Annotated in this window: 20 protein-coding genes; 2 read left to right on the forward strand and 18 right to left on the reverse strand. The window is 60.7% G+C overall.

Annotation, left to right across the window (positions count from 1 at the left end):
• Window positions 1–162: 162 nt before the first annotated feature.
• From EDE05_RS09065 to pobA, 6 genes are all read right to left on the reverse strand, one after another.
• Entirely contained in the window at window positions 163–879 is a 717-nt protein-coding gene (locus EDE05_RS09065) for an ABC transporter ATP-binding protein (protein ID WP_112803645.1), read from the reverse strand.
• On the reverse strand, window positions 860–1,624 hold the full coding sequence (locus EDE05_RS09070) for an ABC transporter ATP-binding protein (protein WP_132410415.1): 765 nt from the start codon (window positions 1,622–1,624) through the stop codon (window positions 860–862). Before EDE05_RS09070 ends, EDE05_RS09065 begins: the two co-directional genes overlap by 20 nt.
• The gene (locus EDE05_RS09075; protein WP_112803641.1) at window positions 1,621–2,625 is read right to left on the reverse strand and encodes a branched-chain amino acid ABC transporter permease; all 1,005 of its coding nucleotides are present in this window, start codon (window positions 2,623–2,625) and stop codon (window positions 1,621–1,623) included. Before EDE05_RS09075 ends, EDE05_RS09070 begins: the two co-directional genes overlap by 4 nt.
• A 15-nt stretch (window positions 2,626–2,640) precedes the next feature.
• Window positions 2,641–3,504 (reverse strand): branched-chain amino acid ABC transporter permease, encoded by an 864-nt coding sequence (locus tag EDE05_RS09080; RefSeq protein ID WP_112803639.1) that lies wholly within the window; start codon window positions 3,502–3,504, stop codon window positions 2,641–2,643.
• Window positions 3,505–3,571: 67 nt separating this feature from the next.
• Window positions 3,572–4,744 (reverse strand): ABC transporter substrate-binding protein, encoded by a 1,173-nt coding sequence (locus EDE05_RS09085; protein ID WP_132410413.1) that lies wholly within the window; start codon window positions 4,742–4,744, stop codon window positions 3,572–3,574.
• Between the two features lie 114 nt (window positions 4,745–4,858).
• Window positions 4,859–6,031 carry a 4-hydroxybenzoate 3-monooxygenase gene (pobA, locus tag EDE05_RS09090; protein WP_112803635.1) on the reverse strand — a complete coding sequence of 391 codons (1,173 nt, stop codon included), beginning with the start codon at window positions 6,029–6,031 and terminating at the stop codon, window positions 4,859–4,861.
• Between the two features lie 118 nt (window positions 6,032–6,149).
• On the opposite strand from pobA, the gene EDE05_RS09095 reads away from it, so the two are divergent.
• A complete protein-coding gene (locus tag EDE05_RS09095; RefSeq protein WP_112803633.1) occupies window positions 6,150–7,040 on the forward strand; it encodes a helix-turn-helix domain-containing protein in 891 nt (296 codons plus the stop codon).
• 41 nt (window positions 7,041–7,081) lie between these two features.
• Here EDE05_RS09095 and paoC read toward each other — a convergent pair whose 3' ends face one another.
• The 3 genes from paoC to paoA are packed head-to-tail and all read right to left on the reverse strand — an operon-like array spanning window position 7,082 to window position 10,887.
• The gene (gene paoC, locus EDE05_RS09100; protein WP_112803631.1) at window positions 7,082–9,289 is read right to left on the reverse strand and encodes an aldehyde oxidoreductase molybdenum-binding subunit PaoC; all 2,208 of its coding nucleotides are present in this window, start codon (window positions 9,287–9,289) and stop codon (window positions 7,082–7,084) included.
• A 3-nt stretch (window positions 9,290–9,292) separates the two neighbouring features.
• Window positions 9,293–10,243, reverse strand: a complete 951-nt coding sequence (locus tag EDE05_RS09105) for a xanthine dehydrogenase family protein subunit M (RefSeq protein WP_112803629.1) — start codon at window positions 10,241–10,243, stop codon at window positions 9,293–9,295.
• Window positions 10,240–10,887, reverse strand: coding sequence for an aldehyde dehydrogenase iron-sulfur subunit PaoA (paoA, locus tag EDE05_RS09110; RefSeq protein WP_112803647.1), 648 nt, complete (start codon window positions 10,885–10,887; stop codon window positions 10,240–10,242). Before paoA ends, EDE05_RS09105 begins: the two co-directional genes overlap by 4 nt.
• A 350-nt stretch (window positions 10,888–11,237) precedes the next feature.
• On the opposite strand from paoA, the gene EDE05_RS09115 reads away from it, so the two are divergent.
• Window positions 11,238–12,227, forward strand: coding sequence for a mannonate dehydratase (locus EDE05_RS09115; RefSeq protein WP_132410411.1), 990 nt, complete (start codon window positions 11,238–11,240; stop codon window positions 12,225–12,227).
• Window positions 12,228–12,242: 15 nt separating this feature from the next.
• Here the strand turns inward: EDE05_RS09115 and EDE05_RS09120 are convergent, their stop codons facing one another.
• The 9 genes from EDE05_RS09120 to EDE05_RS09160 all read right to left on the reverse strand — a co-directional run bounded on the left by EDE05_RS09120 (window position 12,243) and on the right by EDE05_RS09160 (window position 22,923).
• On the reverse strand, window positions 12,243–14,186 hold the full coding sequence (locus EDE05_RS09120) for a sugar phosphate isomerase/epimerase and 4-hydroxyphenylpyruvate domain-containing protein (protein WP_132410409.1): 1,944 nt from the start codon (window positions 14,184–14,186) through the stop codon (window positions 12,243–12,245).
• Window positions 14,187–14,236: 50 nt separating this feature from the next.
• A complete protein-coding gene (locus EDE05_RS09125) occupies window positions 14,237–14,965 on the reverse strand; it encodes an ABC transporter ATP-binding protein (protein WP_112797982.1) in 729 nt (242 codons plus the stop codon).
• Window positions 14,966–14,967: 2 nt separating this feature from the next.
• Complete coding sequence (locus EDE05_RS09130; protein WP_112797980.1) at window positions 14,968–15,714, reverse strand: ABC transporter ATP-binding protein; 747 nt, start codon at window positions 15,712–15,714, stop codon at window positions 14,968–14,970.
• Complete coding sequence (locus tag EDE05_RS09135) at window positions 15,711–16,691, reverse strand: branched-chain amino acid ABC transporter permease (RefSeq protein WP_112797978.1); 981 nt, start codon at window positions 16,689–16,691, stop codon at window positions 15,711–15,713. The genes EDE05_RS09130 and EDE05_RS09135 overlap by 4 nt, the downstream gene beginning before the upstream one ends.
• Complete coding sequence (locus EDE05_RS09140; protein WP_112797976.1) at window positions 16,691–17,569, reverse strand: branched-chain amino acid ABC transporter permease; 879 nt, start codon at window positions 17,567–17,569, stop codon at window positions 16,691–16,693. Before EDE05_RS09140 ends, EDE05_RS09135 begins: the two co-directional genes overlap by 1 nt.
• 59 nt (window positions 17,570–17,628) lie before the next feature.
• Window positions 17,629–18,765 carry an ABC transporter substrate-binding protein gene (locus EDE05_RS09145; protein ID WP_105371073.1) on the reverse strand — a complete coding sequence of 379 codons (1,137 nt, stop codon included), beginning with the start codon at window positions 18,763–18,765 and terminating at the stop codon, window positions 17,629–17,631.
• Window positions 18,766–18,885: 120 nt separating this feature from the next.
• Window positions 18,886–19,686: a shikimate dehydrogenase gene (locus EDE05_RS09150; protein WP_348631314.1), complete on the reverse strand. Its 801-nt coding sequence runs from the start codon at window positions 19,684–19,686 to the stop codon at window positions 18,886–18,888.
• A gap of 199 nt (window positions 19,687–19,885) precedes the next feature.
• Window positions 19,886–20,824, reverse strand: a complete 939-nt coding sequence (locus EDE05_RS09155) for a LysR family transcriptional regulator (protein ID WP_105371074.1) — start codon at window positions 20,822–20,824, stop codon at window positions 19,886–19,888.
• A 266-nt stretch (window positions 20,825–21,090) separates the two neighbouring features.
• Complete coding sequence (locus EDE05_RS09160; RefSeq protein ID WP_134100667.1) at window positions 21,091–22,923, reverse strand: TRAP transporter large permease subunit; 1,833 nt, start codon at window positions 22,921–22,923, stop codon at window positions 21,091–21,093.
• Between the last annotated feature and the right edge of the window lie 104 nt (window positions 22,924–23,027).

A 23,027-nucleotide genomic window follows, 5' to 3' on the forward strand; every position in this document is an offset into this window, starting at 1 on the left:
CGGCCCAGCCGGCCGGATCGGGGGCTGATCATCAGAGCCAGTGTCGCGCTTCTAACTGGATAACAGCGTCGCAGCCCTATTCAGCTTTGACATTGCATGCAGCCGCAAAGTTAAAGTGTCCTGATCCTGCAAAGTTAGAATGTCACTCTCCCCTCATTATGGTTAGTGCAAACCGCCCACCCCAAGGAGCCGGTCGACAGCATCATGATTCGCGGAAAGCTCTTGCGGGGTACCAGCCCAGGCCAGTCTGCCTCGCTCGAGAATAATCACCCTGTCGGCAAAATCGAGGGCGCTTTGGATGCGCTGCTCGACCAGCAGGATGGTCATGTCACCGGTCTTGGCCAGTTCGGCAAAGGCCGCCATCAGTTCTTCGCAGATGACCGGTGCCAGCCCTTCCAGAGGCTCGTCGAGAAGCAGGACCGACGGGCGACCAAGGATGCTTCGCGCGGTCGTCAGCATCTGCTGTTCACCACCGGAAAGCTGATTGCCGAGGTTGCGCCGGCGTTCCTTCAGGCGCGGAAACATCTGGTAGGCTTCCTCAAGCGCTGCCTTGGGCCGATCCTTGAGGCCGACGAAGAGGTTTTCCTCCACCGTCAGAGTCGGGAAGATGCAGCGCGCCTGCGGCACGTAGCCTAGCCCTTTGAGAGCGCGTGAAGCGCTTGGCGCGGTGGTAATGTCGGCGTCGCCGAGGCGGACGCTACCCTCATAACGTTTTGTCTGGCCGGCGAGTGAGGCAAGCAGCGTCGTCTTTCCCATGCCGTTTCGACCAAGCACAGCGAGCCGCTCGCCTGCAGTCACCAAGAAGGATATGCCCTCCAGAACCCTGGTCGGCCCGTATCCCGCGGAAAGGTTCTCAACTTCAAGCGACGTGGCTGGCATTGGCATAATTTCCGAGATAGGCCTCGCGAACGCGGGCATCTTTGGTGACATCGGCTGGCAGGCCGTCGAAGATCACGGTGCCGGCGGCCAGCACAATCACCCGCTTGGCGAACCGGAAGACGAGATCCATGTCGTGCTCGATCATCAGCACGGCCAAGTCCTGCGGCAGATCGGCGAGCGCCTGCTCGATTAAGCCCGTATCACTTTGCGGCACGCCGGCTGCAGGCTCATCGAGCAGCAAAACCTTCGGCTTCAGCGCCAAGGCAACCGCGATTTCCAGAAGCCGCTGCTGGCCGTAGGCGATTTCGCGCACTTTGCGATGGGCTAGCTCCGCCAGGCCGAGTTTTTCCAGCAGTTCGGAGACTTCCGACATCACCTCTCTCATGTTGAGGAAGCAGCCGAACAGGCGACCGGCGCGGCCATCTCTCTGCAGGACCGCAAGCCCCACATGCTCGGCCGGCGTCATGTCCTGGAAGAGCCGCGTGACCTGGAACGAACGGACAAGACCGCGACGCACCCGGCCAATTGCATGGCACCTGGTAACGGCCTCTCCACCGAGGCGAACCTCGCCGGAACTCGGCGGCAGGTTGCCGGTCACGAGGTTGACGAAGGTTGTTTTGCCGGCGCCGTTCGGCCCAATCAGGGCGACCCGGTCGCCCGGCTCCATGGAAAGCGACACGTCGTTGGTAACGACAAGACCGCCGAACGACCGCTTGAGATTGGCAACTTCGAAAACGGCGCTCATCGGTTCACCTCCCCGCGGCGGGTAAAGTACGCGGCTGCGGTTCCGTAGATGCCCTTCGGAGCAAACAGCACGACCGAGATCAGGAGCGCGCCGACCATGGTGAGCCAATGGAAGGGGTTGGCAGCCGATACATAGTCTTCGAACAGCATGAAGATCAGCGTGCCAGCAAGCGCACCGAACAGGGATCCCGTCCCGCCTAGCACCAGCATGACCAGGGCCTCGGCCGATTGGGTAAAGGATAGCGCATCGAGCGCGACAACCTGCGTCGAGATCGCACTGAGTGCGCCCCCTGTGCCCGCAACTGCACCTGATATCACATACATTTTGGCAAGTGCTGCATTCGGCGAGGCGCCCATGGCACGAATGCGCAAGGGGTCTTCTTTGATGCCGCGACACAACATGCCGAACGGAGAGCGGACCACAAGGCGCAGAAGGACGAAGGCGATCAGCAGCAGTGCGACGCCGAAGAAGTAAGCGGTATGGCCAAAAAGGTCGAACTCATACACGCCGAAAACGGGATCCGGCATTATACCTGAAAGGCCGTCGCTGCCGCCCGTCCAGGAGGATGTCTTGTTGGCAAGTTCGTGAAACAGGTAGATCAGCGCGATCGACAACACGAGCTGTGGCAAACCATGGGCACGCAACATGATAACAGCACAGAGAAGACCCGCAACGGCGCCGGCTACGATGCCGCCGAGCGTCATCAACAGCGGGTCGTTGATGCCATAGTGCGCTGAAAGAATGCCAGCGGCATAGGCACCGGAACCGAAGAGCGCGGCATGGCCGAGCGTCGCAACGCCGCAATACCCTGTCACTAGATCGAGCGCGAGAACAAGCAAGGCGACTGAAAGAATACGGGTCAGCAGCGCGAGATTGTCTGGGAAAAGGATGTAACCCGCCGCGGCAAACACGGCGATCACCGCAACGCCCATTAGATCGCGCCTGAAGGAGCCGCCCCGCGGCCGGCCGAGTGTGGTCGGATTATTCACGGTCAATGTCATGTTACCCAGTTCGCCTCACTTCATGCGTCCAGCAAGACCGCGTGGAAATATGCAGATGATTGCGATCACCGCGAGATAAAAGAAGAACTCGCCGAATTCCGGCATTAGGTAGCGCCCCGTTGTGTCGATTGCCCCGAGCAGGAGGCAGGCAATCATCGCGCCAGGTATAGACCCCGCCCCTCCAACCGAGACGACGACAAGGAAAGTGACCATATAGCGGAGCGCGTAATATGGCTCGACCGGCAGCAGCTCGGCACCCACCACGCCACCGAAGGCGGCAAGCCCGACGGCAACCGCAAAGCTGATCGCATAAACGATTTCGGTCCGCACGCCGAGTGCCGCTGCCATGGCGGCATTGTCCACCGAAGCGCGCAGCTTCACGCCGAAACTGGTCTTCTCGATCGCGAACCAAAGGCCAAGCGCGACTGCTAGGCCACAGATGATGGCAAACAATCGGTGGATGGAAATCGTGCGAAAGCCGAGATCTACCGATCCCCGTAGCGGCTCGGCAAGCGGAATCGTCTTCAGCGTGGGCCCCATCGCATAATTTGCTATACCGATGATGCAGAAGGTGATGCCGATGGTCATCAACACCTGAGTCAGTTCTGGCTGGCCATAAATGCGGCGATAAAGAAGCCGCTCGATCGGGATGGCGATGATGATGGTGATGAAGACGGCAGCGATCACCGCGACGGCATAATCAAGTCCCAGATCGCGCGCCACGTAAGAGGCGATGTAGCCGCCGATCATCGCGAAGGCGCCATGCGCCAGATTGACGACGCGCATCAGGCCCATGGTGACCGAAAGACCGATCGATATGACGAACAGCACCATGCCATAGGCAAGCGCGTCGATGGCAATACTCAACACTGTCTGCATCAAAATGTCCTGTCCGGAGACGGCGGGCCACGGTAAGCCCGCCGAGGTTCGGAATTCTTTCGTACCTCTACTTCGCCGCGGCGAGCCCCGGATCGCCCTGCTTCTCAAAGGTCTGGGTTTCCTTGTTGATGTAGGTCCCGTCGCTGCCTTTGACGACTTCGCGCAAATAGATGTTCTGCGTGATGTGACGACTTTCCGGATCGATGGAAACCGGGCCGCGCGGGCTCGCCCAGGAGAGGCCCTTTACCGCTTCCACCGCCTTCTCGGCATCCTGTTTACCGCCCGTCGCCTCGATCATCTTATAGATCACATGCATGCCGTCATAAGCGCCGACGGCCGGGAAGGATAGTTCCGCCTTGTTGCCGATCGCCCTGGCCGCTGCATCGACGAACGTCTTGTTTTCCGGAGAATCGTGCGAGACGGCGTAGTGGAACGTCGTCTGAATACCGAGCGCCGCATCACCAAGCGCGGGCAAATCCGATTCCTGCGTCAGGTCGCCGGGCGCGAAAAACTTAATACCGGCCATCTTCAGGCCGTTGTCGTGGTAGGCCTTGACGAAGCCGAGCGTCGTCGGACCGGACGGCAGGAATGCGAAAACCCCCTGGGCACCGGAATCCTTGATGCGCTGCATGATCGGGCTGAAGTCGTTAGTCGCCAGTGGTAGGCGAATCGACTCGACCACTTCGCCACCAGCCTTTGCGAAGCCTGTCTTGAAGGCATTTTCCGCATCGATGCCCGGACCATAGTCGCTGACCACCGAGATCACCTTCTTCACGCCGGCATCGAACGCTACCTTCGCGATCGGCGTGGAAGTCTGCCAGGTGGTGAACGAGGTACGCACGACAAGCGGACTGGTTTTCATGATCGCCGAGGTGGCCGCGTTCATGATGACCATCGGCACGTTGCCCTGTTTCAGGATCGGCGTAACAGCCATCGCGTCGGGGGTGAAGTAGAAGCCGGCGAGATATTTGACCTTTTCCTTTACGATCAGTTCCTGGCCGAGCGCCTTGGATTGCGCCGGATCGGCGGCCGGGATGTCTCGGTAGATGATCTCGATGGTGTCGCTGCCTACCTTGTTGCCGTTGAGCGCCATATAGGCGTCGATGCCGGCCTTGAAGTTCTTGCCCTGCAGTGCGAACGGACCTGAGAACGGGCCGACGACGCCGACCTTGATGACGTCGGCATAAGCCGTGCTGCTCAAGGCCAAAGCGGCAAATGCGCAGAGAATGGTCTTGTTCATGTTTATTCCTCCCTTTCAAGCGGTACGGGTGTTTTTAGCCCGTGCACCGGTTTCAAATTCAAAGCGCCATGCTTCCGCCGATGTATTTATCTCCATGAAGCCAACTCGGGGAACTCAGAACGGCAAGCCCACGTAGTTCTCCGCAAGCGCCGTGGAAGCGGCCAGCGAATGAGTGAGATAATCAAGCTCGGCCTCCTGAATCTTCTGATCGAAGTCGCCCGTGTCGGGAAAGCGATGCATCATCGTCGTCATCCACCAGGAGAAGCGAACGGCCTTCCACACACGGGCAAGCGCCCTTTCCGAATAGACATCAAGACCGGTTTCGGAGCGGTCGTGATAGTACTCCCGCAGCCCACTGAACAGGTAATGCACGTCACTCGCGGCGAGGTTCAGCCCCTTGGCCCCTGTCGGCGGCACGATATGCGCTGCGTCTCCGACAAGAAACATGCGGCCGAAGCGCATTGGTTCGGCCACGAAGGAGCGCAGCGGCGCTATCGATTTCTCGAAGGACGGTGCAGTGATCAGCGCCTCGGCGTGGTGCGCAGGCAAGCGGCGGCGGAGTTCGTCCCAGAAGCGCTGGTCGCTCCAGTCCTCGATCTTCTCGTCAAGCGCACATTGAATGTAGTAGCGGCTGCGCGTCATCGACCGCATCGAACATAGGGCGAAACCGCGCGGATGGTTGGCATAGATCAACTCGTGACTGACGGGCGCAACTTCAGCCAGGATGCCGAGCCAGCCGAACGGATAGACCTTTTCGAAGATGCGGATCGCATTGTCCGGCACCGCCTTGCGGCTCGCGCCATGAAAACCGTCGCAACCGGCGATGAAATCGCAGTCGATGCGTTGGGTCCTGCCGTTTTTTTCGTAGGTGACATAAGGCGCGGCGCCACCAAAGTCGTGCGGCTGCACGTTGCCCGCCTCATAAACGGTCACGGCGCCGCTCCTCTCGCGTCCGTCCATCAGGTCGCGCGTCAACTCGGTCTGGCCGTAAACCATGACGCGCTTGCCGCCGGTCAGGCCGTAGAGATCTATGCGGTGGTCGCGCCCATCGAAGGCAAGCGAGAACCCGTCATGCGGCAGGCCTTCGGCATGCATGCGGCTACCCGAATTCGCCTGGTCGAGAAGCGCGACCGTGCTTTCCTCGAGCACACCGGCACGTACGCGCCCAAGGATGTAGTCCTTGCTGACCCGGTCGAGAATGATGTTGTCTATGCCCGCTCCGGTCAGAAGCTCGCCAAGCAAGAGACCTGATGGTCCCGAACCGATAATGGCCACCTGCGTCCTCAAGCGCATCCTCCCATGCGTTTTTGCCTTTTGACAAATTCTGCTCGGCTTCCGCGTCGGCAGCAATGGACTTTCAAGCCGAAAACTTGCACAAAATGAACATTGCCGGCGGAGGTAACGAATGAACAGGCAAATCCCGACCTACCAGCTTTACGGCGAAGAAAGCGGTAAGGATCCGGACTTCTGGGTGCATTGCGAAACGATCAGATCCCGAAGCAGCCGGCATCAATGGGAAATCCGGTTGCATCGGCACGAGTCTTTCTTTCAGATATTGTACATCGAGGCGGGATCGGGCGATGCCATCTTCGGCCGCAAAAGCTTTCCCATTCATCCGCCGTCGATCATTACCGTTCCGCCAGGTCTGAACCACGGTTTCCGGTTCTCCCGCGACATCGAGGGGCTGGTGATCACCATCCTTGCCTCTCACCTGAGCCATGCTCCCGGCGAGCGCGGCCGCTATGGCGAATGGCTGGCATCGCCGCATCTGACGACGCTCGATCCACGGGATCTCGATGCAGCTTACCTGATGCAGACGCTAAAACGGATCGGTGCGGAATTCGAACACCGCGCTAGCGGCCGCAATGAGCTCATGTCGTCCTACATAACGCTTTCCCTCAGGCTGACCGCCCGGATTTCCCATAAGGACAATGCGAGCCAACTTCCTGCAGAAGAAGGCGAAAAGCGCATGGAGCTGTTGAGCAGTCTCATTCATCAGCATTTCCGCTCGCACAAGCCGGCGTCTTTTTATGCCGGCGAACTCGGCATATCTCTCACGCATCTCAATCGTGTCGTGCGTTCGGCGACGGGATCCACGGTCCATGATTTGATCAGCGCGAAACTGCTCGAGGAATCAAAGCGCGAACTCGTCTTTTCTCTCGCTTCAGTCCAGGAAATCGCCCTCCGTCTCGGTTTTAACGACCCGGCTTACTTTTCGCGGTTCTTCTTCAGGCAAACCGGCGAGACACCGCGCGCCTGGCGCATGAAGGAGAAGACGCTGCTCGATGGACGGTAACAGGAGACGGCGGCCTGGGGTTGATGCCGCCGTCCGATTGCTCAGGCGACGTCCGGCAGGCCACCGATCAGCTTGTCGAGCGTGATTGGATAATGTCTAACTCTGATGCCTGTGGCGTTGTAGATGGCGTTGGCGATCGCGGCGGAGACCCCACAAAGTCCGAGTTCGCCGACGCCTTTTGCTTTCATTGGTGATGACATCGGGTCGGTCTCGTCCATGAAGATCACCTCCTGGTGAGGGATATCTGCATGAACGGGGACCTCGTAGCCGGCAAGGTCGTGGTTGACGAAGAAACCGGATCGCGTATCCACCGCAAGCTCCTCGGACAAGGCCCCGCCGACGCCCATGGTCATAGCGCCGATAACTTGGCTGCGTGCTGTGATCGGGTTGAGGATGCGCCCCGCGGCACACACCGCCAGCATGCGGCGGATGCGGCTCTCGCCCGTTGCGACGTCGACGCCTACTTCCACGAAATGCGCTCCGAAGGTCGATTGCTGATGCGTCTTGGAAAGGTCTCCCCACTGAATTGTGTCTTCGCCCACAAGACCGTCCGATCCCGCCGCCTCGGCGAGCCGCACCGCGCGGTTGCCCGACCGGACCTCGCCGTTTTCGAAGACGACATCGTCGGAGTTAAAGCCGAGTTTCTGGGCGATGGCCTCGCGGAGCTTGACGCAGGCGGCATAGACACCGGCAGTGGAGCAATTGCCGCCAAACTGTCCGCCAGAGCCCGCAGACACAGGAAAGCGGGAATCGCCGAGATGGACCGCAACCTTTTCTATGGGCAGCCCCAGCATCTCGGCCGCAGTCTGGGCAATGATCGTATAGCTGCCGGTTCCAATATCGGTCATATCGGTTTCGACGGTCACGATGCCTTCGCGATCGAGCCGCACCCGGGCGCCGGATGGAATGAGCAGGTTGTTGCGAAAGGCTGCCGCAACTCCCAATCCGATCAGCCAGTTGCCATCCCGCCTCGCCCCCGGGCGCCCACGCTGCCTCCAGCCGAAACGTTCCGCACCGACCTCAAGACAGCCGATTAGGTTGCGATGGGAAAATGGACGTTCGGGATTTTCCGGGTCGACCTGCGTGTCGTTGAGGATACGGAACTGCACGGGATCCATGTCGAGCTTTTCAGCGATCTCGTCGATGGCAATTTCAAGCGCCATCAGACCGGGCGCCTCGCCCGGAGCGCGCATGGCGTTGCCCTCCGCAAGATCGAGCGTGGCCAGCCGCATCGCCGTCATGCGGTGCGCTCCGGCATAGAGCAGACGGGTCTGGTTGACGGCGGTCTCCAGGCCACCGCCGGGAAGATCGCCCGACCAGCTCTCGTGCGCAATCGCGGCAATCCTGCCGTCCCGGCCGGCACCGATGCGAATGCGCTGGATCGTGGCCGGGCGATGGGTCGTGTTGTTTGCCATCAGCGGTCGCGGGAGAGCGACCTTGACCGGCCGCCCCGCAGCCTTTGCCCCGAACGCAGCGAGCACTGCATCCGCCCTCAGAAACAGCTTTCCGCCAAAACCGCCGCCGATGAACGGTGACATGAGATGGAGCTTTTCCTTGTCGATCCCAAGTGTCGTCGCCAGGTCGGAGCGCCACCAGTCGATCATCTGGCTTGATGTCCAGACGGTCAGCTTGTCGCCGTTCCAGGCCGCGATGGACGCATGCGGCTCCATCATGCAATGCGACTGATCAGGTGTCGTGTAGGTTTCATCCAAGGTCACAGGGGCGGAGGCGAATGCCGCATCGAAGTCTCCGACTGCCGTATCCGGTGGGGCCTCGCCTGGTTTGGCTGCCGGCTCAACCGCCGAAACCTTCGCCTTTTCCAGGTCGAAGGCGCCCTTCTCCACGACATAGTCGACCCTTACCAATGCGGCGGCGGCGCGCGCCTGCTCGAAGGTCTGCGCAACGACGACCGCAATCGCTTGATGATAATGCTGGACCCTGTCGCCGCCAAAGAGTTTGGCAGTGTTGAACTGGCCTTTCTTCAATTCGCCGACGTCGAGCGTCGTCACAACGGCAAGCACGCCGGGCGCCTTCTTTGCGGCGGACACGTCGATAGACTTGATCCGCCCCTTGGCGATGGCAGCGCCGACGGGATAGCCGTAAGCATACGGCGTGTTCGGATCATGCCATTCATAGGCGTACATGGCCCGGCCGGTGGTCTTGAGCTGGCCGTCGATGCGATGGATCGGCCGGCCGACAACCTTGAGCTGGTCGATCGGATTGGTGGCTGCTGGTGTATCGAACTGCATGGCTCATCCTCTGGCTTCGGCAATGACCGCGCCGAGCGTGCGCTCAACCAGGTCCAGCTTGAAACGGTTGTGGTCTGTAGGTCGGGCGTCCGAAAGAAGGACGCCAGCGGCAGCACGGGCACCTTTCGGCAGCTCGGCTTCGGCCGCCTCGACCCGCCAGGGTTTGTGGGCCACACCTCCGACCGCGACACGTCCGGTTCCGTCAGGTTGGATAACAGCGCCTACGGAAACGAGAGCGAAGGCGTAGGAGGCCCGGTCGCGGACTTTGCGATAGAGTTGTCGCCCCCCGATTGGCGGCGGCAGCACGACGGCGGTAATAATCTCTCCGCGTTCGAGAACCGTCTCGATGTGCGGGGTATCGCCCGGCAGGCGGTGGAAGTCGGCGATCGGGATGGCGCGGCGGCTGCCGTCTGCTTTTACGGTTTCCACGACGGCATCCAGCGCCCGCATCGCAATGGCCATGTCGCTCGGATTGGTCGCGATGCAGGCCTCGCTCGTGCCGATGACCGCATGCTGACGGGTGAAGCCGCCGATTGCGGAGCAGCCGCTGCCGGGCTGACGCTTGTTGCACGGCTGATTGGTGTCATAAAAGTAGGGACAACGCGTGCGCTGCAGGAGATTGCCGGCCGTGCTGGCCTTGTTGCGGAGCTGCCCGGAGGCACCGGCCAGGAGCGCGCGGGACAGAAGGCCGTAGTCGCGCCGGACGATGCCATGGCCGGCCAGATCCGTATTGCGGACAAGAGCTCCGATGCGCAGCCCTCCTTCCGGCGTGGGTTCGATCTGGTCCAGGCCCAGGCCGTTCACGTCGATCAGATGCGTGGGCGTCTCGATTTCGAGCTTCATGAGGTCGAGCAGGTTTGTGCCGCCGGCAATGAACTTTGCGTCGGGGTTGGAGGCGGCCGCCTTGGCCGCTGCCTCGACGGAGGAGGCGCGTTCGTAGGTGAAGGCTCTCATGCTTTTGTCCCCGCGACTTCCGTGATGGCGTCAACGATGTTGGAATAGGCGCCGCAACGACAGATGTTGCCGCTCATCCGCTCGCGGATCTCCGCAGGCGTGAGCTGTACCTGTGTCGTAAGGTCGCCGGTAACGTGACTCGGGATGTTCGCCTTGATCTCCTCGAGCACCGCCACCGAGGAACAAATTTGCCCCGGCGTGCAATAGCCGCACTGGAAGCTGTCGTGCTTCACGAAGGCCGCCTGCATGGGATGAAGATTTCCAGGCTCTCCGAGGCCTTCTATCGTCGTGATCTGCTCGCCCTCGTGCATCACCGCCAATGTCAGGCACGAATTGATGCGGCGACCGGCTACCAAGACGGTGCAGGCGCCGCACTGGCCATGGTCACAGCCCTTTTTGGTTCCCGTGAGATGCAAGTGCTCGCGCAGCACGTCGAGCAGCGTGACTCTGTTGTCGACGTCAAGATCACGTATCTCGCCGTTGATCGTGAAGGATATTTTGGTCGTGTAGGTCATCGCGTTTCCTGGTGACTGTGCCGCCGCCTCCGCGGCGACTCCGCTGACCGCGACGGTGGCGGCCGACGAGATAAGTAAATCTCGGCGGGAGATTTCAAGTTGGGTGAGGCTTTGCATGTCCAGCTCCATTTCGATGGTGAGGATCATGAGGGCTCGAAGGCCCGCAGAATTGCTTGAGCATCGACGCCGTTGGGAAAGTAGAGGACGAGAATGGAGGGATTAGGGGCGCGTTATCGCTTGCGGCTATCGATTTGACCCATAAATGTAGGGGCGAGCGAGCACTCGCCGGATCAATTCTCTTCGCTTCAGGCCTGATTCATGGACAACGGCTATAGACCCCTATGTCGTCATATGACTATCGGTTCAGGCCGCGGATAGCAGAGGCCTGACCGCAGGCAGAAAAATACAACCTGGCCTCGACACGCGCCCGTAACTCATATTATGTCTTATAATGTTGATCCGTCAGGGAGAGCCTCAACGTGTATCTCGGAACACAAGTCGCAGCGCGGGATGACGACGACTACAGAGTATGGGCGCAGCTTGGTGTGAACCATATTTCCGCCGATCCGCCGGGGCCGCCTTCGAGCTGGATACTTGACGATCTCGAACGCCATCGTGATCACGTGGAAAGCTTCGGGCTTGTCCTCGATATGATCCAGCTTCCCCTGCCCTCGCAGCCGATCGAGAAGGCTACCTATCCCGATATTCTACTTGCCGGCCCTGACCGCGACCGCCAGATCGATGCGGTTTGCCGCATGATTGAGAACTGCGCCAAGGCGGGAATTCCTGCCGTCAAATATAACCTCAATCTGATCGGTATTCCGCGTACCGAACTGGAGCGGGGCCGCGGTGGTTCGTTGAACGAAGCGTTCCGCTGGGACAAAACCGACCAGCAAGCCGCGCCCGGCCTCGCCGGCCTGCTCCCGGAAGACGAAAACTGGGAGCGCATCGACTATTTCCTGGAGCGCGTCGTGCCTGTGGCGGAGAGCAATCGCGTCCGCCTGGCCTGCCATCCGCACGATCCCTATACGCCACCGGGCTATAGGGGCGTTACCCGGGTGCTAGGCACCGTTGAAGGCCTCAAGAAGTTCGTCCTGATGCGCGAAAGCCCCTATCACGGATTGAATTTCTGCCAGGGTTCGATCGGCGAGATGCTCGACAATCCGCGCGAGGAGATAGACGATATCATCCGATGGTTTGGAAGCCGCGGCAAAATCTTCAACCTGCATTTCCGAAATATCCGCGGCGGCAAGCTGTCGTTCATGGAAACCTTCCCGGAAGAAGGCGACATGGACATGGTCCGCTCCTTGAAGGTGTATCAGGAGGTGGGATACCGGTATATGGTTATGCCCGACCATGTGCCACGCATCGACGGCCGCGATCCGACCGGGGTAGCCTTCGCCTTTTGTTACGGCTACATCGCCGCATTGCTCGAAGCGTTTGGAGCGGACACGACGAAGATCGCCTGACCGGCGCCCCCCCGACTATTTCCTCGGCATGCCCTCGGGCCGCATCTGTTTTTTGAGCGCTGCGATGCGGAAGATTGCGTTTGGGGCGCCGTAGCCTTTGTAGCCGCGCCGTTCGACGATCTCGAAGAAGAAGCCCTCGCCATAGGTCGTGCTGTAGAGCTGGAAATATTCGCCGTTGTCGTCGCGGTCGTAGAGGATGTTGTCGGCCTTCAGCCTTTCGGTGAGCGCCGGGTCGAGCCCGAAGCGGGCCTCCACGTCGCCGTAATAGTTGGGCGAGATGGCAAGCGGCCGAAAGCCGTTCTGCTTGAGTGCCTCGGCGGTTTTGAAGATGTCGCCGGTCGCAAAGGCCAGATGCTGGATGCCGGAGCCGAATGTCTCGGCGATGAAATGGCCGGCGAGCGTGCGGCGGTTTTCCGCCCCGTTCAGGGTGATCCTCAGCGTGCCGGAGGCGTTTTCCACCACCTGGCTGCGCACCACGCCGGCCGGATCGATGATGTCGACCATCGGCGTCTTCTGCATCTCGAAGATCGCCGTGTAGAACAGAAGCCAGGTCGGCATTTCCTCATAAGCGACCGTCTGGGCGATGTGGTCGACATGGGTAAGATGCGCCGGCACCACGGCCTCAGCCTCTGGCTCTGTCCCGTCCCCTGTTCTTGTCCCGGCCCCTGCCCCGGCCTCGTCGCCGACGGGGATAAAGTCGATCTCGGAAAAGCCGCCGGCTTCGCCTCTGTCGTCGAGCAGGTAGATCAGCCCGCCGCCGACGCCGCGGATCGCCGGGATCTCCACCTCGCCGGGGCCGACCGCCTGGATGAACGGTTCGGCACCCAGCGCCACGGCACGCGCAAGTGCTGCCTGCGCATCGTCGACGACAAGCGCCGTCGCATAGGCCGAGGTGCCGTGCACCGCAAACGAGGCGCTGGCAAAACCCCTGTCCTCGGTATTGACGAGAAGCCGGATGCCGCCCTGCTGAAACAGCGCGACCTTCTTCGTCCTGTGGATGCCGGTCTTTCGAAAGCCGAGCGTCTTCAGGATTGCCACGAGATCGGCGGCATCCTTCTCGTCGGCGGAAAATTCCACGAAACCGACGCTCCTGACCTTTGCCCGGTCCGGCATCGCCGGCACCGAAAGGCTTGCCGCACCGGGGCTGCTGCGGCGCACCCGGTCGCCGAGATAGATCAGCGAGCGGTAGCCGTCGGCGGCAATCGCCCGGGCCTGTCCGCCGCGGAACTGGTCGTTGAAGATCTCCAGCGAGAAATAGCCGTCATAACCGGTTTCGGCGACGGCGGCGGTAAACTCCCTCACCGGAAGATCGCCCTCGCCCGGCATGTTGCGGAAATGCCTCGACCAGTAGAGCAGGTCCATGTCGATCAGCGGCGCATCGGCGAGCTGCACGATGAAGATCTTGTCCTTCGGGATCGAGCGGATCGAATTGATGTCGATCTTCTTCGACAGGGTGTGGAAACTGTCGAGGATGAGGCCGATATTTGGATGATCGGCGCGCCGGACGATCTCCCAGGCGTCGCGGTGGTCGCTGATATGCCGGCCCCAGGCGAGCGCCTCGTAGCCGACCTTCAGGCCGCGGGCGGCCGCCCGCTCGCCGAGCTCATGGAAATCGGCTGCCGCCCGCTCGATGCCGCCAAGCGACACCGGCGAGACATTCGAGCAGACCAAGAGAAGATCGGTGCCGAGCTCCTGCATGACGTCGAACTTGCGCTCGGCCCGGTCGAAGGTGCGCCCCCGCAACGGTTCCGGCATGCCCTCGAAATCGCGGAACGGCTGGAACAGGGTGATCTCAAGCCCGAAATCGCGCACCATCTTCCCGACATCCGCAGGCGACCCGTCAAAGGCCAGAAAGTCGTTCTCGAAGATCTCAACCCCGTCAAACCCGGCTCTCGCAATCGCCTCAAGCTTTTCCGGCAACTCACCGCTGATCGATACCGTCGCTATCGAGGTCTTCATTCGATGCACCTCCCTTTGCGCGTTCAGGCCGACGATAGCGACGTCTAAGGTCAAACCGCGTGCTCCGCCTCGACATGGCCGCCGAGGAAAAGCTGACCGACACGCGGATCGGCAAGCAGGTTCGAAGCCGTGTCGTGCATTCGCGTCTGGCCAAGCTCGAGGACAAGCCCGTCGTCCGACATGGCAAGAGCGGCCTTGGCGTTTTGCTCCACCATCAGGATGGTGACCCCCTGGTCGCGCAGCCGGATCAGCGTCTGGAACACTTCCTGGACAAGGTTCGGCGACAGCCCGATCGAAGGTTCGTCGATCAGGATCAGCTTCGGATCGAGAAGCAGCGCACGCGCCACTTCGAGCTGCTTCTGCTGCCCGCCCGACAGTTCGATCGCCTTGCGGTTCCTGAATTGGCGCAACATCGGGAACTGGTCCATCACCGTTTCGATGCGCTCGCGCACCTTCGCCTGATCCGGGGCGGTAATGCCGCCAAGTTCCAGATTATGGTAGACGGACAGTTGCGGCACGACGTTGCGGCCTTGCGGGACATAGGTGACGCCCTGCGAGATCATCTGCCTCGGCGTCTGGCGCGTCACATCCTTGCCGTCCAGAAGAATCTGGCCGGAATGAATGTTGAGCAAACCGAAGATCGCCTTGAAAACCGTCGACTTTCCGGCTCCGTTCGGTCCGATCACCGTGGTGATGGAGGCCTTCGGTATGGAGAAAGACACGCCGTTGAGGATGGTTATCTTGCCGTAGCCACCATAGACATTTTTGAGCTCGAGCATCTTCAACCTCCGAGATAGGCGTCAATGACGGACTGGTTCGCCCTGATTTCCTCGGGCTTGCCTTCCGCGATGATGCCGCCTTCCGCCAATACGATGATGCGGGTGCACAGGCTCATGACGAACTCCATATTGTGCTCGATAACGACAAAGGTCGTACCGTGCTCGGCATTGTAGGCGGTAAGACGCTCCTTCAGATTGGCGAGCATCGTCAGGTTGACGCCGCCTGCGGGTTCATCAAGCAGCACGAGGCTCGGTCCGGCCATGAAGGCCATGGCCGCATCCACCAGTTTCTGCTGACCGTAGGAAAGTGAGCCGGCCAGGGTGTCGCGCAGATGCGTCAGGCGGAAGAAGGATATCAGCCGTTCCGCCTCGTTCGTCAGTCCGGCGTCGCCCGGACCGAAGAGCCGCGACAGCATGGTGCCGTGATGCTCCTGGCCTGCCAGGATGATGTTGTCCAGCACCGTCATCTTCGGGAAGACGGAGAGCTGCTGGAAGGTGCGGCCGACGCCGAGCCTGTTGAGGTCCGAGGCACGCATGCCCGAGACATTCTGGCCGTTGACCTCGACTTCTCCCGCCTCCGGCCGCAGCTGGCCGAGAATGCAGTTGAAGAGTGTCGACTTGCCGGAGCCGTTAGGGCCGATCAGCCCCAGAATTTCGCCCTTGCGGACGTCGAACGAGACCCCGCGGACGGCGCGGATGCCGCCGAAGCTTTTCTCGATATTGCGGACGGAAAGAACAGGTACGCTCATTTCAGGCGCGCTCCTTCGCTCATATCGGCACGGACCTGCTGTCGCGGCCAGAACCTCTCGCGGATACGCCCCCATACGCCGATCAGGCCCGTCGGCACGAAGACCAGCATCACGATCACCAGGGCGGAATAGATGATCAAGTAGTAACCCTCGGTGAACCGCAGGATTTCGGGCAGCAGGATGACGACGCCGGCGCCGAGGAAGGGGCCGAAGAAATAGCCGGCACCGCCAACCACGACCATCAGCAGGATGCGCAGCGAATGGGCGAGCCCGAAGGATCCCGGCTCGATGAACTGCACGAGCGGCGTGATCAGCGCGCCGGCCAGCCCACCATAGACCGAGCCGATGGCGAAGGCGAGGAGCGTGATGCGGCGCGTATCGACGCCGAGACTTTCCGCCCGGATGGGATTTTCACGCAACGCCTTGAAAGCACGACCCCAGGGGGAGCGGACGATGCCCCACATAGCAAGAGCTGCAAGCACGGTTATTCCCAAGGTGAAGTAGTAGAAGTGCAACTGCTTCATGGTCTTGAAGAGGCCGAAGTCCGGCCTTGGCATTCCGACGAGGCCGTAGCTACCCCCCGTCAGCCAGTCTTCGTTGCGCAACACCAGGAAGACCAGCGTATTGAATGCCAAGGTTACGAAGGCGAGGAAATGGCCCTTCACCCGAAGCGCGGGGTAACCCAGGAGAAGCCCGACCACGAAGCAGGCTGTCAGTCCGAGCGGCATGGCGAGCATCCAGTGCCAGCCCGAAAGCGTCAGCAGCGCGGTCGTGTACGCGCCGATTGCCATGAACGAAGCCTGCGCCAGGGAGATCTGCCCCGCATAGCCGAGCGTCAGATTGAGCCCCATCGCGGCAATCGCAAAGATCAGCCACGATGTCAGCACGTAGACGATGTAGTTGCCCTGCCCCAGCGGCGCGAGAACGGCGAGAGCCAGAAGCGCGAGGAGAGAGATCTTTCGGATATGAGTGTTCATTAGACGGTCCTCCCCTCCGAGGTTCCCAGGATGCCCTGCGGCCTGACGAGGATGATGACGATCAGGAGAACCAGAGGCAGCGCGGCGCGGTATTGCGCGGTGACATAGGCCGCGGTGAGATTGTCCAGAACGCCGATGAGCAGGCCGCCGGCGATCGCACCGCGGATCTGGTTGAAGCCGCCGACGATTGCGGCGATGAAGGCGATGAGGCCGAGCGTTTCGCCATTCGAGAACTTGGCAAGATAGACCGGCGTGATGAGGAACGAGGCGAGCGCGGCAAGCGCGGCGTTGATCAGGAAAGTGTAGAGGATCATTCGCTTGACGTTAACGCCGAGGATCTCGGCAACCGCCGGGTTCTGCGCCGTCGCCTGCATGCACCGTCCGGTGCGGGTGCGGTTGAGGAACAATGTCAGCAGCACGACGATCCCGAGCGAGATCACGAGGTTGAAGACGTCCTGGAGCGAAAGGACGGCGCCGAACACATTGACGGGCTCACCTGGAAACAGGGACGGGAAGGGTTGCGCCTCGGCCGAATAGAATTCCTTGACGCTTTCCTTGAGCAAGATGCCGAGCGCCATGGTCGCAATGATGAGGGTGATACCCCCATGCGGCAGGATCGGCTCGACGATCATCTTCTTGAACAGGATACCGAGCACGGCGATCGAAATCGCCAGGCCGAAAATAAGGGCAATCCATAACGGCATGCCGAAGACACTCATGCCGATGAGGACGAAGAAAGCCGGAAGCATCACAAATTCGCCCTGAGCGAAATTCACCGTCTGGGCAGCCTGCCAAACCAGCGTGAAACCGATTGCGACAAGCGCGTAGATCGAGCCGGTCGCGAGACCGGACAGCAAGACCTGCAAGAACTGGGACATTGGACGTCTCTTTCGACGATGGCCGCGGCAGCCAGGCCGCCGCGGCGAGACCGGAATTGTCAGTTGGCGGGAACGGTACCGATCACCACGGGCGCGCCGTTCTTGACCTGCACCATGAAGCTCGGGCGGGACATCTCGCCGCGATCGTCCCAGCAGGTGTCGAGCAGGATCTTCGGATGGTCCGCAGCCTTCAGGCAGAGGCCGTGCATCTTTTCTGCAAAGGCTTCGCCGTCGAGTTCCCCGACCATTTCGGTCACATATTTCGTCGTCCAGGCACCGACATAACCCTTGATGGCGTCGTGGGTCGGCCGACGTTTGAAGGTTGTTTCGAATTTCTTGGCAAAGGCGCCGATGCCCGGCACATCCGTGGCCGTCGCGGTCACGCCCACATGGGCAATCGCACCTTCCGCAGCGCCACCGGCCAGTTCGATGACCTTGGCTTCCGTAAGGGTGACTTCTCCAACGAGCGGCATGGCCAGCGATTGCTTCTTCGCTTCGATCAGGAAGCGGGCCGACTCTTCCTGGTTCATGTAGACGAAGACGGCATCGGGATTGGCCTGCTTCAGCTTCGCGATATCGGCTGCGTAGTCCGTCTGGGCCTGTTCGGAAGGAACGTCGGCAACCACTTCGATGCCGGCCTTCTTCATTTCTTCCACGAAGACGTTGCGGCCACCCTTGCCAAATTCATTGTTGACCCAGGCAACGGCGACCTTCTTGGCTTTCAGCGTGTCCTTGAAATAGGTCGTCAGCGCTGGGACGCCCTTCTGGGCCCCGGACGAGGTGCGGAAGACAAAGGGATTGCCCTTCTCGACGATGCCGGGCGCTTCCGAACCGACGAATTGCGGGATGCTGTTCTGCTGGGCGACGAGCATGTTGACCATGGTCGAACCGGAATAGATGGTTCCGAGGATGGCATATGCTCCGGCGTCGATCGCCTTCTGGACGAGTGCGCGCGAGACCTGAGGATCGGTTTGGGTGTCGTATTCGCTCAGCTCGATCTTTTTGCCGAGAATGCCGCCTTCGGCATTGATTTCTTCGACGGCGATCTTGATGCCGTCACGCCAGTTGGTTCCTGCCGGGGCGCCCGGGCCGGAAAGCTCGGCGACGGTGCCGATCTTCACGGTCTCCTGCGCCTGTGCCATGCCAGCCGTGGCAAGCAGAGCAGTGGAAATTGCGAGCAAGTGCTTGTGGTACATCGAAAGTCCTCCCCGTTGGTAAGTCGCGCCCAAAACTGCGGCTCCGTTTCCTACATGCGCCGCCTAGGCATGTGAATAAGTCTTTGAAGGCGAAAGTCGAAATCCTCCTCGTTGTCCTCCTCAGGTTTGATGACCAAGAAGAAAATCCGCCAGCGTCTCGGCCTGTGCGTCGAACATTCCTCCGCCCGTCATCGTGGCGCAGCCGCGCTGCATTGCCGCCGCGATCAACGGCGAGACTTCCGGTTTGGTGATAACGCAGGCCACGAATTGTGACGGTTGCAGCTTCGATACATCGACAGGCAGCGGATCGTCCGGTTTCATGCCCAAAGGCGTCGCATTGGCAACGAGGTCGTAACCGGTCGGATCGGCACTCCCCGCCATGACTTTTCCCGGAAACCTTTGCGCAAGCCTGCCGATTACGGTGTCGCGCCGTTCAGCGTCGATATCATGGATGGCAAGCAGAGATGCGCCGCGGTTCATGATTTCAAATGCAATGGCGGCACCTGCTCCGCCGCAGCCCAGCAGCAAAACCCGCTTGCCTGCCACGGCAAAGCCCTTCCGCTCGATGCCGTCGAGATAGCCAAGGCCATCGGTATTGTCTCCGTGCCAGCCCTGGTTCGTTCGGCGTGCGACATTGACCGCTTCCACGAAATGCGCCCGATTCGTCTTCGTGGCGCAAAGGGAAAAGGCCATCCGCTTGTGCGGGACCGTTATCAGCATCCCCGAGACATTATACACCGCGTCCAGCGTTTCGAAGACTTTCGGCAGGTTTGACGAAGACGTGTGAAACGGCACCACGATCGCATCTTCTCCACGCCGAAAAAATAGCTCGGTGATTTTCGCGGGTGACCGGACCTGGGCGATCGGATCGCCGAGGATCGGGAAAAGCCGCGTGCTGCTCGAGGGAAACATGCCCGTCATCTGCCGGATCCTTTTTCTGCCGGGCCGAAGCCGGGCAACCGCGCTGCGGAAGCCGAGGTCGGCGACAAGATCGCAGAGTCAAGATTGGCCACGCTGCGCATGTTCCTCCACCACGCTACCGTTCATCTCCCATGCTTACTTGTAGCGGATTTGCGCAGTTAGATCGCCTACCAATTTCGGCGTGATGCGTAACATCATGTTAACGTCCCGATGATCCGCGCCGCAACTTCCTGGTGGGGAGCTTTATGGAACTGACGCTGGTCATTTCCCGGCGCAAGGCATCGAGGAAATGCTCGGCATAGACGGAGAGCGGCAGGTCCTTTCGGTAGGCTATATAGGTATGAAAGATGCTGTCGGCGTCGATCTCCAGCCTTTTCAACCCGCGCACCACGCCATGGGCAACGGTAAACTCGTCTATGATTGCAATACCAAGACCCGCTGCCACAAGGCTGCAGACGGTCGTTCCGAAACGGGCCTTCACATTCATTTTGTAGTCGATGCCCGACCTGGTGAACATTGCCGCCATGATTGCGCCGTAGGGATCTTTTGGATTGATGCCGATCAGCGGATATTGGGACATCTCCTGCGGCGTGATTTTTTCCCGCATGGCCAGCGGGCTGGTTTCCGGGACGATGCACAGCAGCTTTCCGCTTGCCAGCAATTCGAACTCGATCAGCGGATGGTCGAAACGCGAGGAGATGGCAACCAATTCGCCGCGACCGAGCAGGAGATAGTCGATCGCTTCCTCGATCTTGACGATGTTCACGTCGAGGCCGAGGTCAGGATATCTATCCCGTACCTGAGCAATGGCGCGCGGCACCATGACGTTTGCGATACTCGGCACCGAAGCGATACAGAGCTCCTGGCTTTTGCCGCGGCCGAGATCGCCGAGGGCGGACTGGAGATCGTCGATCTTGCGATGCACCGTATCGAGAAGGTCGAAAATGTTACGAGCCTGCGGCGTCGGGACATAACGCCCTGCGCGCCTGTCGAAAAGCCGAACGCCGAGCGAGTCCTCGGAGTATTTCATCAGGCGGCTGATGCCGGGCGCCGATACATTGAGCAATCTTGCCGCTCCGGCAATGCTGCCGGTGACCATGATTGCCCGGATGACTTCGATCTGCCGCAGTGTCAGCATGAAAACCTCAAAGGATGCCCCTTTCCTCTCACGCAGCTAAGCGAAACGTATGCGTATGTTCCGTCGCTCGGCAGCCGAACGCCTGGTGATGCATGGCGGCTATTATTCCCACAAGATCGACCGTAAACCTATCATGTGAAATTGCGAAAGCCCCAGCTTTCACAGCAGACGATAGCGGGGGTGTGGCGCCTCCAACATCAAGGCTTGTGCCGCGGCATGTCAGAGGATGAGGGCGGATGCGGCGAGAAACGACCAGAATACCGGGATCAGGAGATGATTGCCCAGGCGCACAGGAGCGCCAGGGAAAGGAGAAGAGCGAGAAGATAAGGCACGACGGCGCGGAAGAGCGCCGAGGCGGGAACGCCGGTGACGCCGCTGACGACAAAGACCAGCATGCCGAGCGGCGGCGTCAGACCATGGATCATCAGGTTGACCACCAGGATAACGCCGAAGTGGATGGGATCTATGCCAGCGGCCACGGCTGTTGGCAAAAGGATCGGACCGAAAAGCAGGATTGCGGCGCCGATGTCGAGGACAAGGCCCACGACCAGAAGGATCAGGTTTGACAGAACGATGACTGCGAGCGCGCCGGCGCCGAGCGATGTCACGACATTCGAAATGAGCCCGGACACGTCGTCGACCGCGAGCAGAAAGGCGAAGGGCGCGGCCGTGCCGATCAGCAGCCCGATCGCAGCAGCCTCTATTGCAGCCTGACGGAATGCCAGGAAAAGCGGGCCGAAGCCGAGTTTCGACCAGACGGCAAGGATGAGCGTGTAGAACGCGGCAAGCGCCGCAGCTTCGGTCGTTGTGACGATACCGATGCGGATGCCAATCACCACGATAATGCCCAGCCCGAAAGCCGGGATTGCGGAAATCGCCGCTTGTCGGCGTTGCGCGGCCGTTGCGCGCACCGGCGTCGACTGTTCGCGGACCGTCAGATGAATGGCGACGGCAAGGCATGCCGCCATGAGCCCGCCCGCAAAAAAACCGCCGACCAGCAGGGATCCGACGGAGAGGTTGGTTGCAGCAGCCAGGATCAGGAATGCGATTGACGGAGGAATGACATTGTCCAGAACCGAAGTCGCGGCGATGATCGCGCCAGCCCGGGCGGGCGGATAGCCGTGCCGGACGAGTTCGGGCTGGAAGGTCGAAGCTCCAAAGGCCGCATTCGCGACAGAGGAGCCGGAAGCACCGGAAAACAGCACGCTGGTCAGCAGCGTCGTCTGAGCCAGCCCCGCCCGGCGATGCCCTACCATTGACTGAGCAAAGCGAACGAGTTGGTTGGCGACGCCGGAAGCCGTCAGAAGACCGCCGACCAACAGGAAGAAAGGGATGGCCAGAAGCAGGAATTTCGACATGCCGGTGACCGTGGTCGAAACGATCGCCGGTTCGGGAAGACTGCCGCCAAAGGCGATCGCTGCATAAGCCGCCGCAAGAAAGGCATGGGCCAGCGGCGCGGATAGCACCAGACCAAGCCCCGCGACGAGGGCGAGAAACAGGCTCGGCGGCAAAAAGGTATCGATGCCGATTTGGGGGACGCTGAAGTAGAGCAACACCCCCAGGACGAGCGACACGCACGCCCCGCCTCCCCTGCTCTCACCGATCCGCCGCAGAAGCAGGATGACCAGGATCAGGCCTCCGCCGATCCCGAGGAATCCGAAGCGGATCCATTCGGGAACGCCGAGCACTGGCGAGATCCCGCCGAGCATGCTCATGATCTGGCTGCCGCCGAAGAGAAGGATCAAGGCAGCCAGCACCGTGAATACGTCGCCCAGGACCTCGGCGATCGGGGAGAGGCGGTCGGGCAACAATCGCACGAAGACATCGAGCCGCATGGAAAGCGCGCTGCTGAGACTGAGAGGGGCGCCGAGCGAGATCAGCGCCACATGAAGCCAGATGCCGAGATCTTCCGCACCGATAAAGCCGGTACTGAAGAAGTAGCGCAGGCAGACGCTGACCAGCACGATGGCCAACAGGATCGCGAGAATGAACCCTGCCAGAGCGCCTAGCACCTGCTCGATCGACCTCAACAGCCGCTCGGAAGGACCACGAGCCCGTCCGACCCCCTTGTCAATGATCAAGAACCGGCTGATCGCCATTCTCTCCGACCTCTGCAACCGAACGCATTCGTGGCCGTCGAAGGGCGCGGTCGAACAGCGGCGGCGGCGTAAAAATGACGTGTCTGCGAGTTTTTTCGGAAAAT

Origin of the sequence: Neorhizobium sp. R1-B, from assembly GCF_004368875.1 — a bacterium.
GTDB lineage: Bacteria > Pseudomonadota > Alphaproteobacteria > Rhizobiales > Rhizobiaceae > Neorhizobium > Neorhizobium huautlense.

Bases quoted from the DNA above. Each gene is read 5' to 3' on its own strand.
- EDE05_RS09065 (WP_112803645.1), bottom strand. From the start codon at position 879: ATGCCAGCCACGTCGCTTGAAGTTGAGAACCTTTCCGCGGGATACGGG.
- EDE05_RS09070 (WP_132410415.1), bottom strand. From the start codon at position 1,624: ATGAGCGCCGTTTTCGAAGTTGCCAATCTCAAGCGGTCGTTCGGCGGT.
- EDE05_RS09075 (WP_112803641.1), bottom strand. From the start codon at position 2,625: ATGACATTGACCGTGAATAATCCGACCACACTCGGCCGGCCGCGGGGC.
- EDE05_RS09080 (WP_112803639.1), bottom strand. From the start codon at position 3,504: ATGCAGACAGTGTTGAGTATTGCCATCGACGCGCTTGCCTATGGCATG.
- EDE05_RS09085 (WP_132410413.1), bottom strand. From the start codon at position 4,744: ATGAACAAGACCATTCTCTGCGCATTTGCCGCTTTGGCCTTGAGCAGC.
- EDE05_RS09095 (WP_112803633.1), top strand. From the start codon at position 6,150: ATGAACAGGCAAATCCCGACCTACCAGCTTTACGGCGAAGAAAGCGGT.
- paoC (WP_112803631.1), bottom strand. From the start codon at position 9,289: ATGCAGTTCGATACACCAGCAGCCACCAATCCGATCGACCAGCTCAAG.
- EDE05_RS09105 (WP_112803629.1), bottom strand. From the start codon at position 10,243: ATGAGAGCCTTCACCTACGAACGCGCCTCCTCCGTCGAGGCAGCGGCC.
- paoA (WP_112803647.1), bottom strand. From the start codon at position 10,887: ATGGAGCTGGACATGCAAAGCCTCACCCAACTTGAAATCTCCCGCCGA.
- EDE05_RS09120 (WP_132410409.1), bottom strand. From the start codon at position 14,186: ATGAAGACCTCGATAGCGACGGTATCGATCAGCGGTGAGTTGCCGGAA.
- EDE05_RS09125 (WP_112797982.1), bottom strand. From the start codon at position 14,965: ATGCTCGAGCTCAAAAATGTCTATGGTGGCTACGGCAAGATAACCATC.
- EDE05_RS09130 (WP_112797980.1), bottom strand. From the start codon at position 15,714: ATGAGCGTACCTGTTCTTTCCGTCCGCAATATCGAGAAAAGCTTCGGC.
- EDE05_RS09135 (WP_112797978.1), bottom strand. From the start codon at position 16,691: ATGAACACTCATATCCGAAAGATCTCTCTCCTCGCGCTTCTGGCTCTC.
- EDE05_RS09140 (WP_112797976.1), bottom strand. From the start codon at position 17,569: ATGTCCCAGTTCTTGCAGGTCTTGCTGTCCGGTCTCGCGACCGGCTCG.
- EDE05_RS09145 (WP_105371073.1), bottom strand. From the start codon at position 18,765: ATGTACCACAAGCACTTGCTCGCAATTTCCACTGCTCTGCTTGCCACG.
- EDE05_RS09150 (WP_348631314.1), bottom strand. From the start codon at position 19,686: ATGACGGGCATGTTTCCCTCGAGCAGCACGCGGCTTTTCCCGATCCTC.
- EDE05_RS09155 (WP_105371074.1), bottom strand. From the start codon at position 20,824: ATGCTGACACTGCGGCAGATCGAAGTCATCCGGGCAATCATGGTCACC.
- EDE05_RS09160 (WP_134100667.1), bottom strand. From the start codon at position 22,923: ATGGCGATCAGCCGGTTCTTGATCATTGACAAGGGGGTCGGACGGGCT.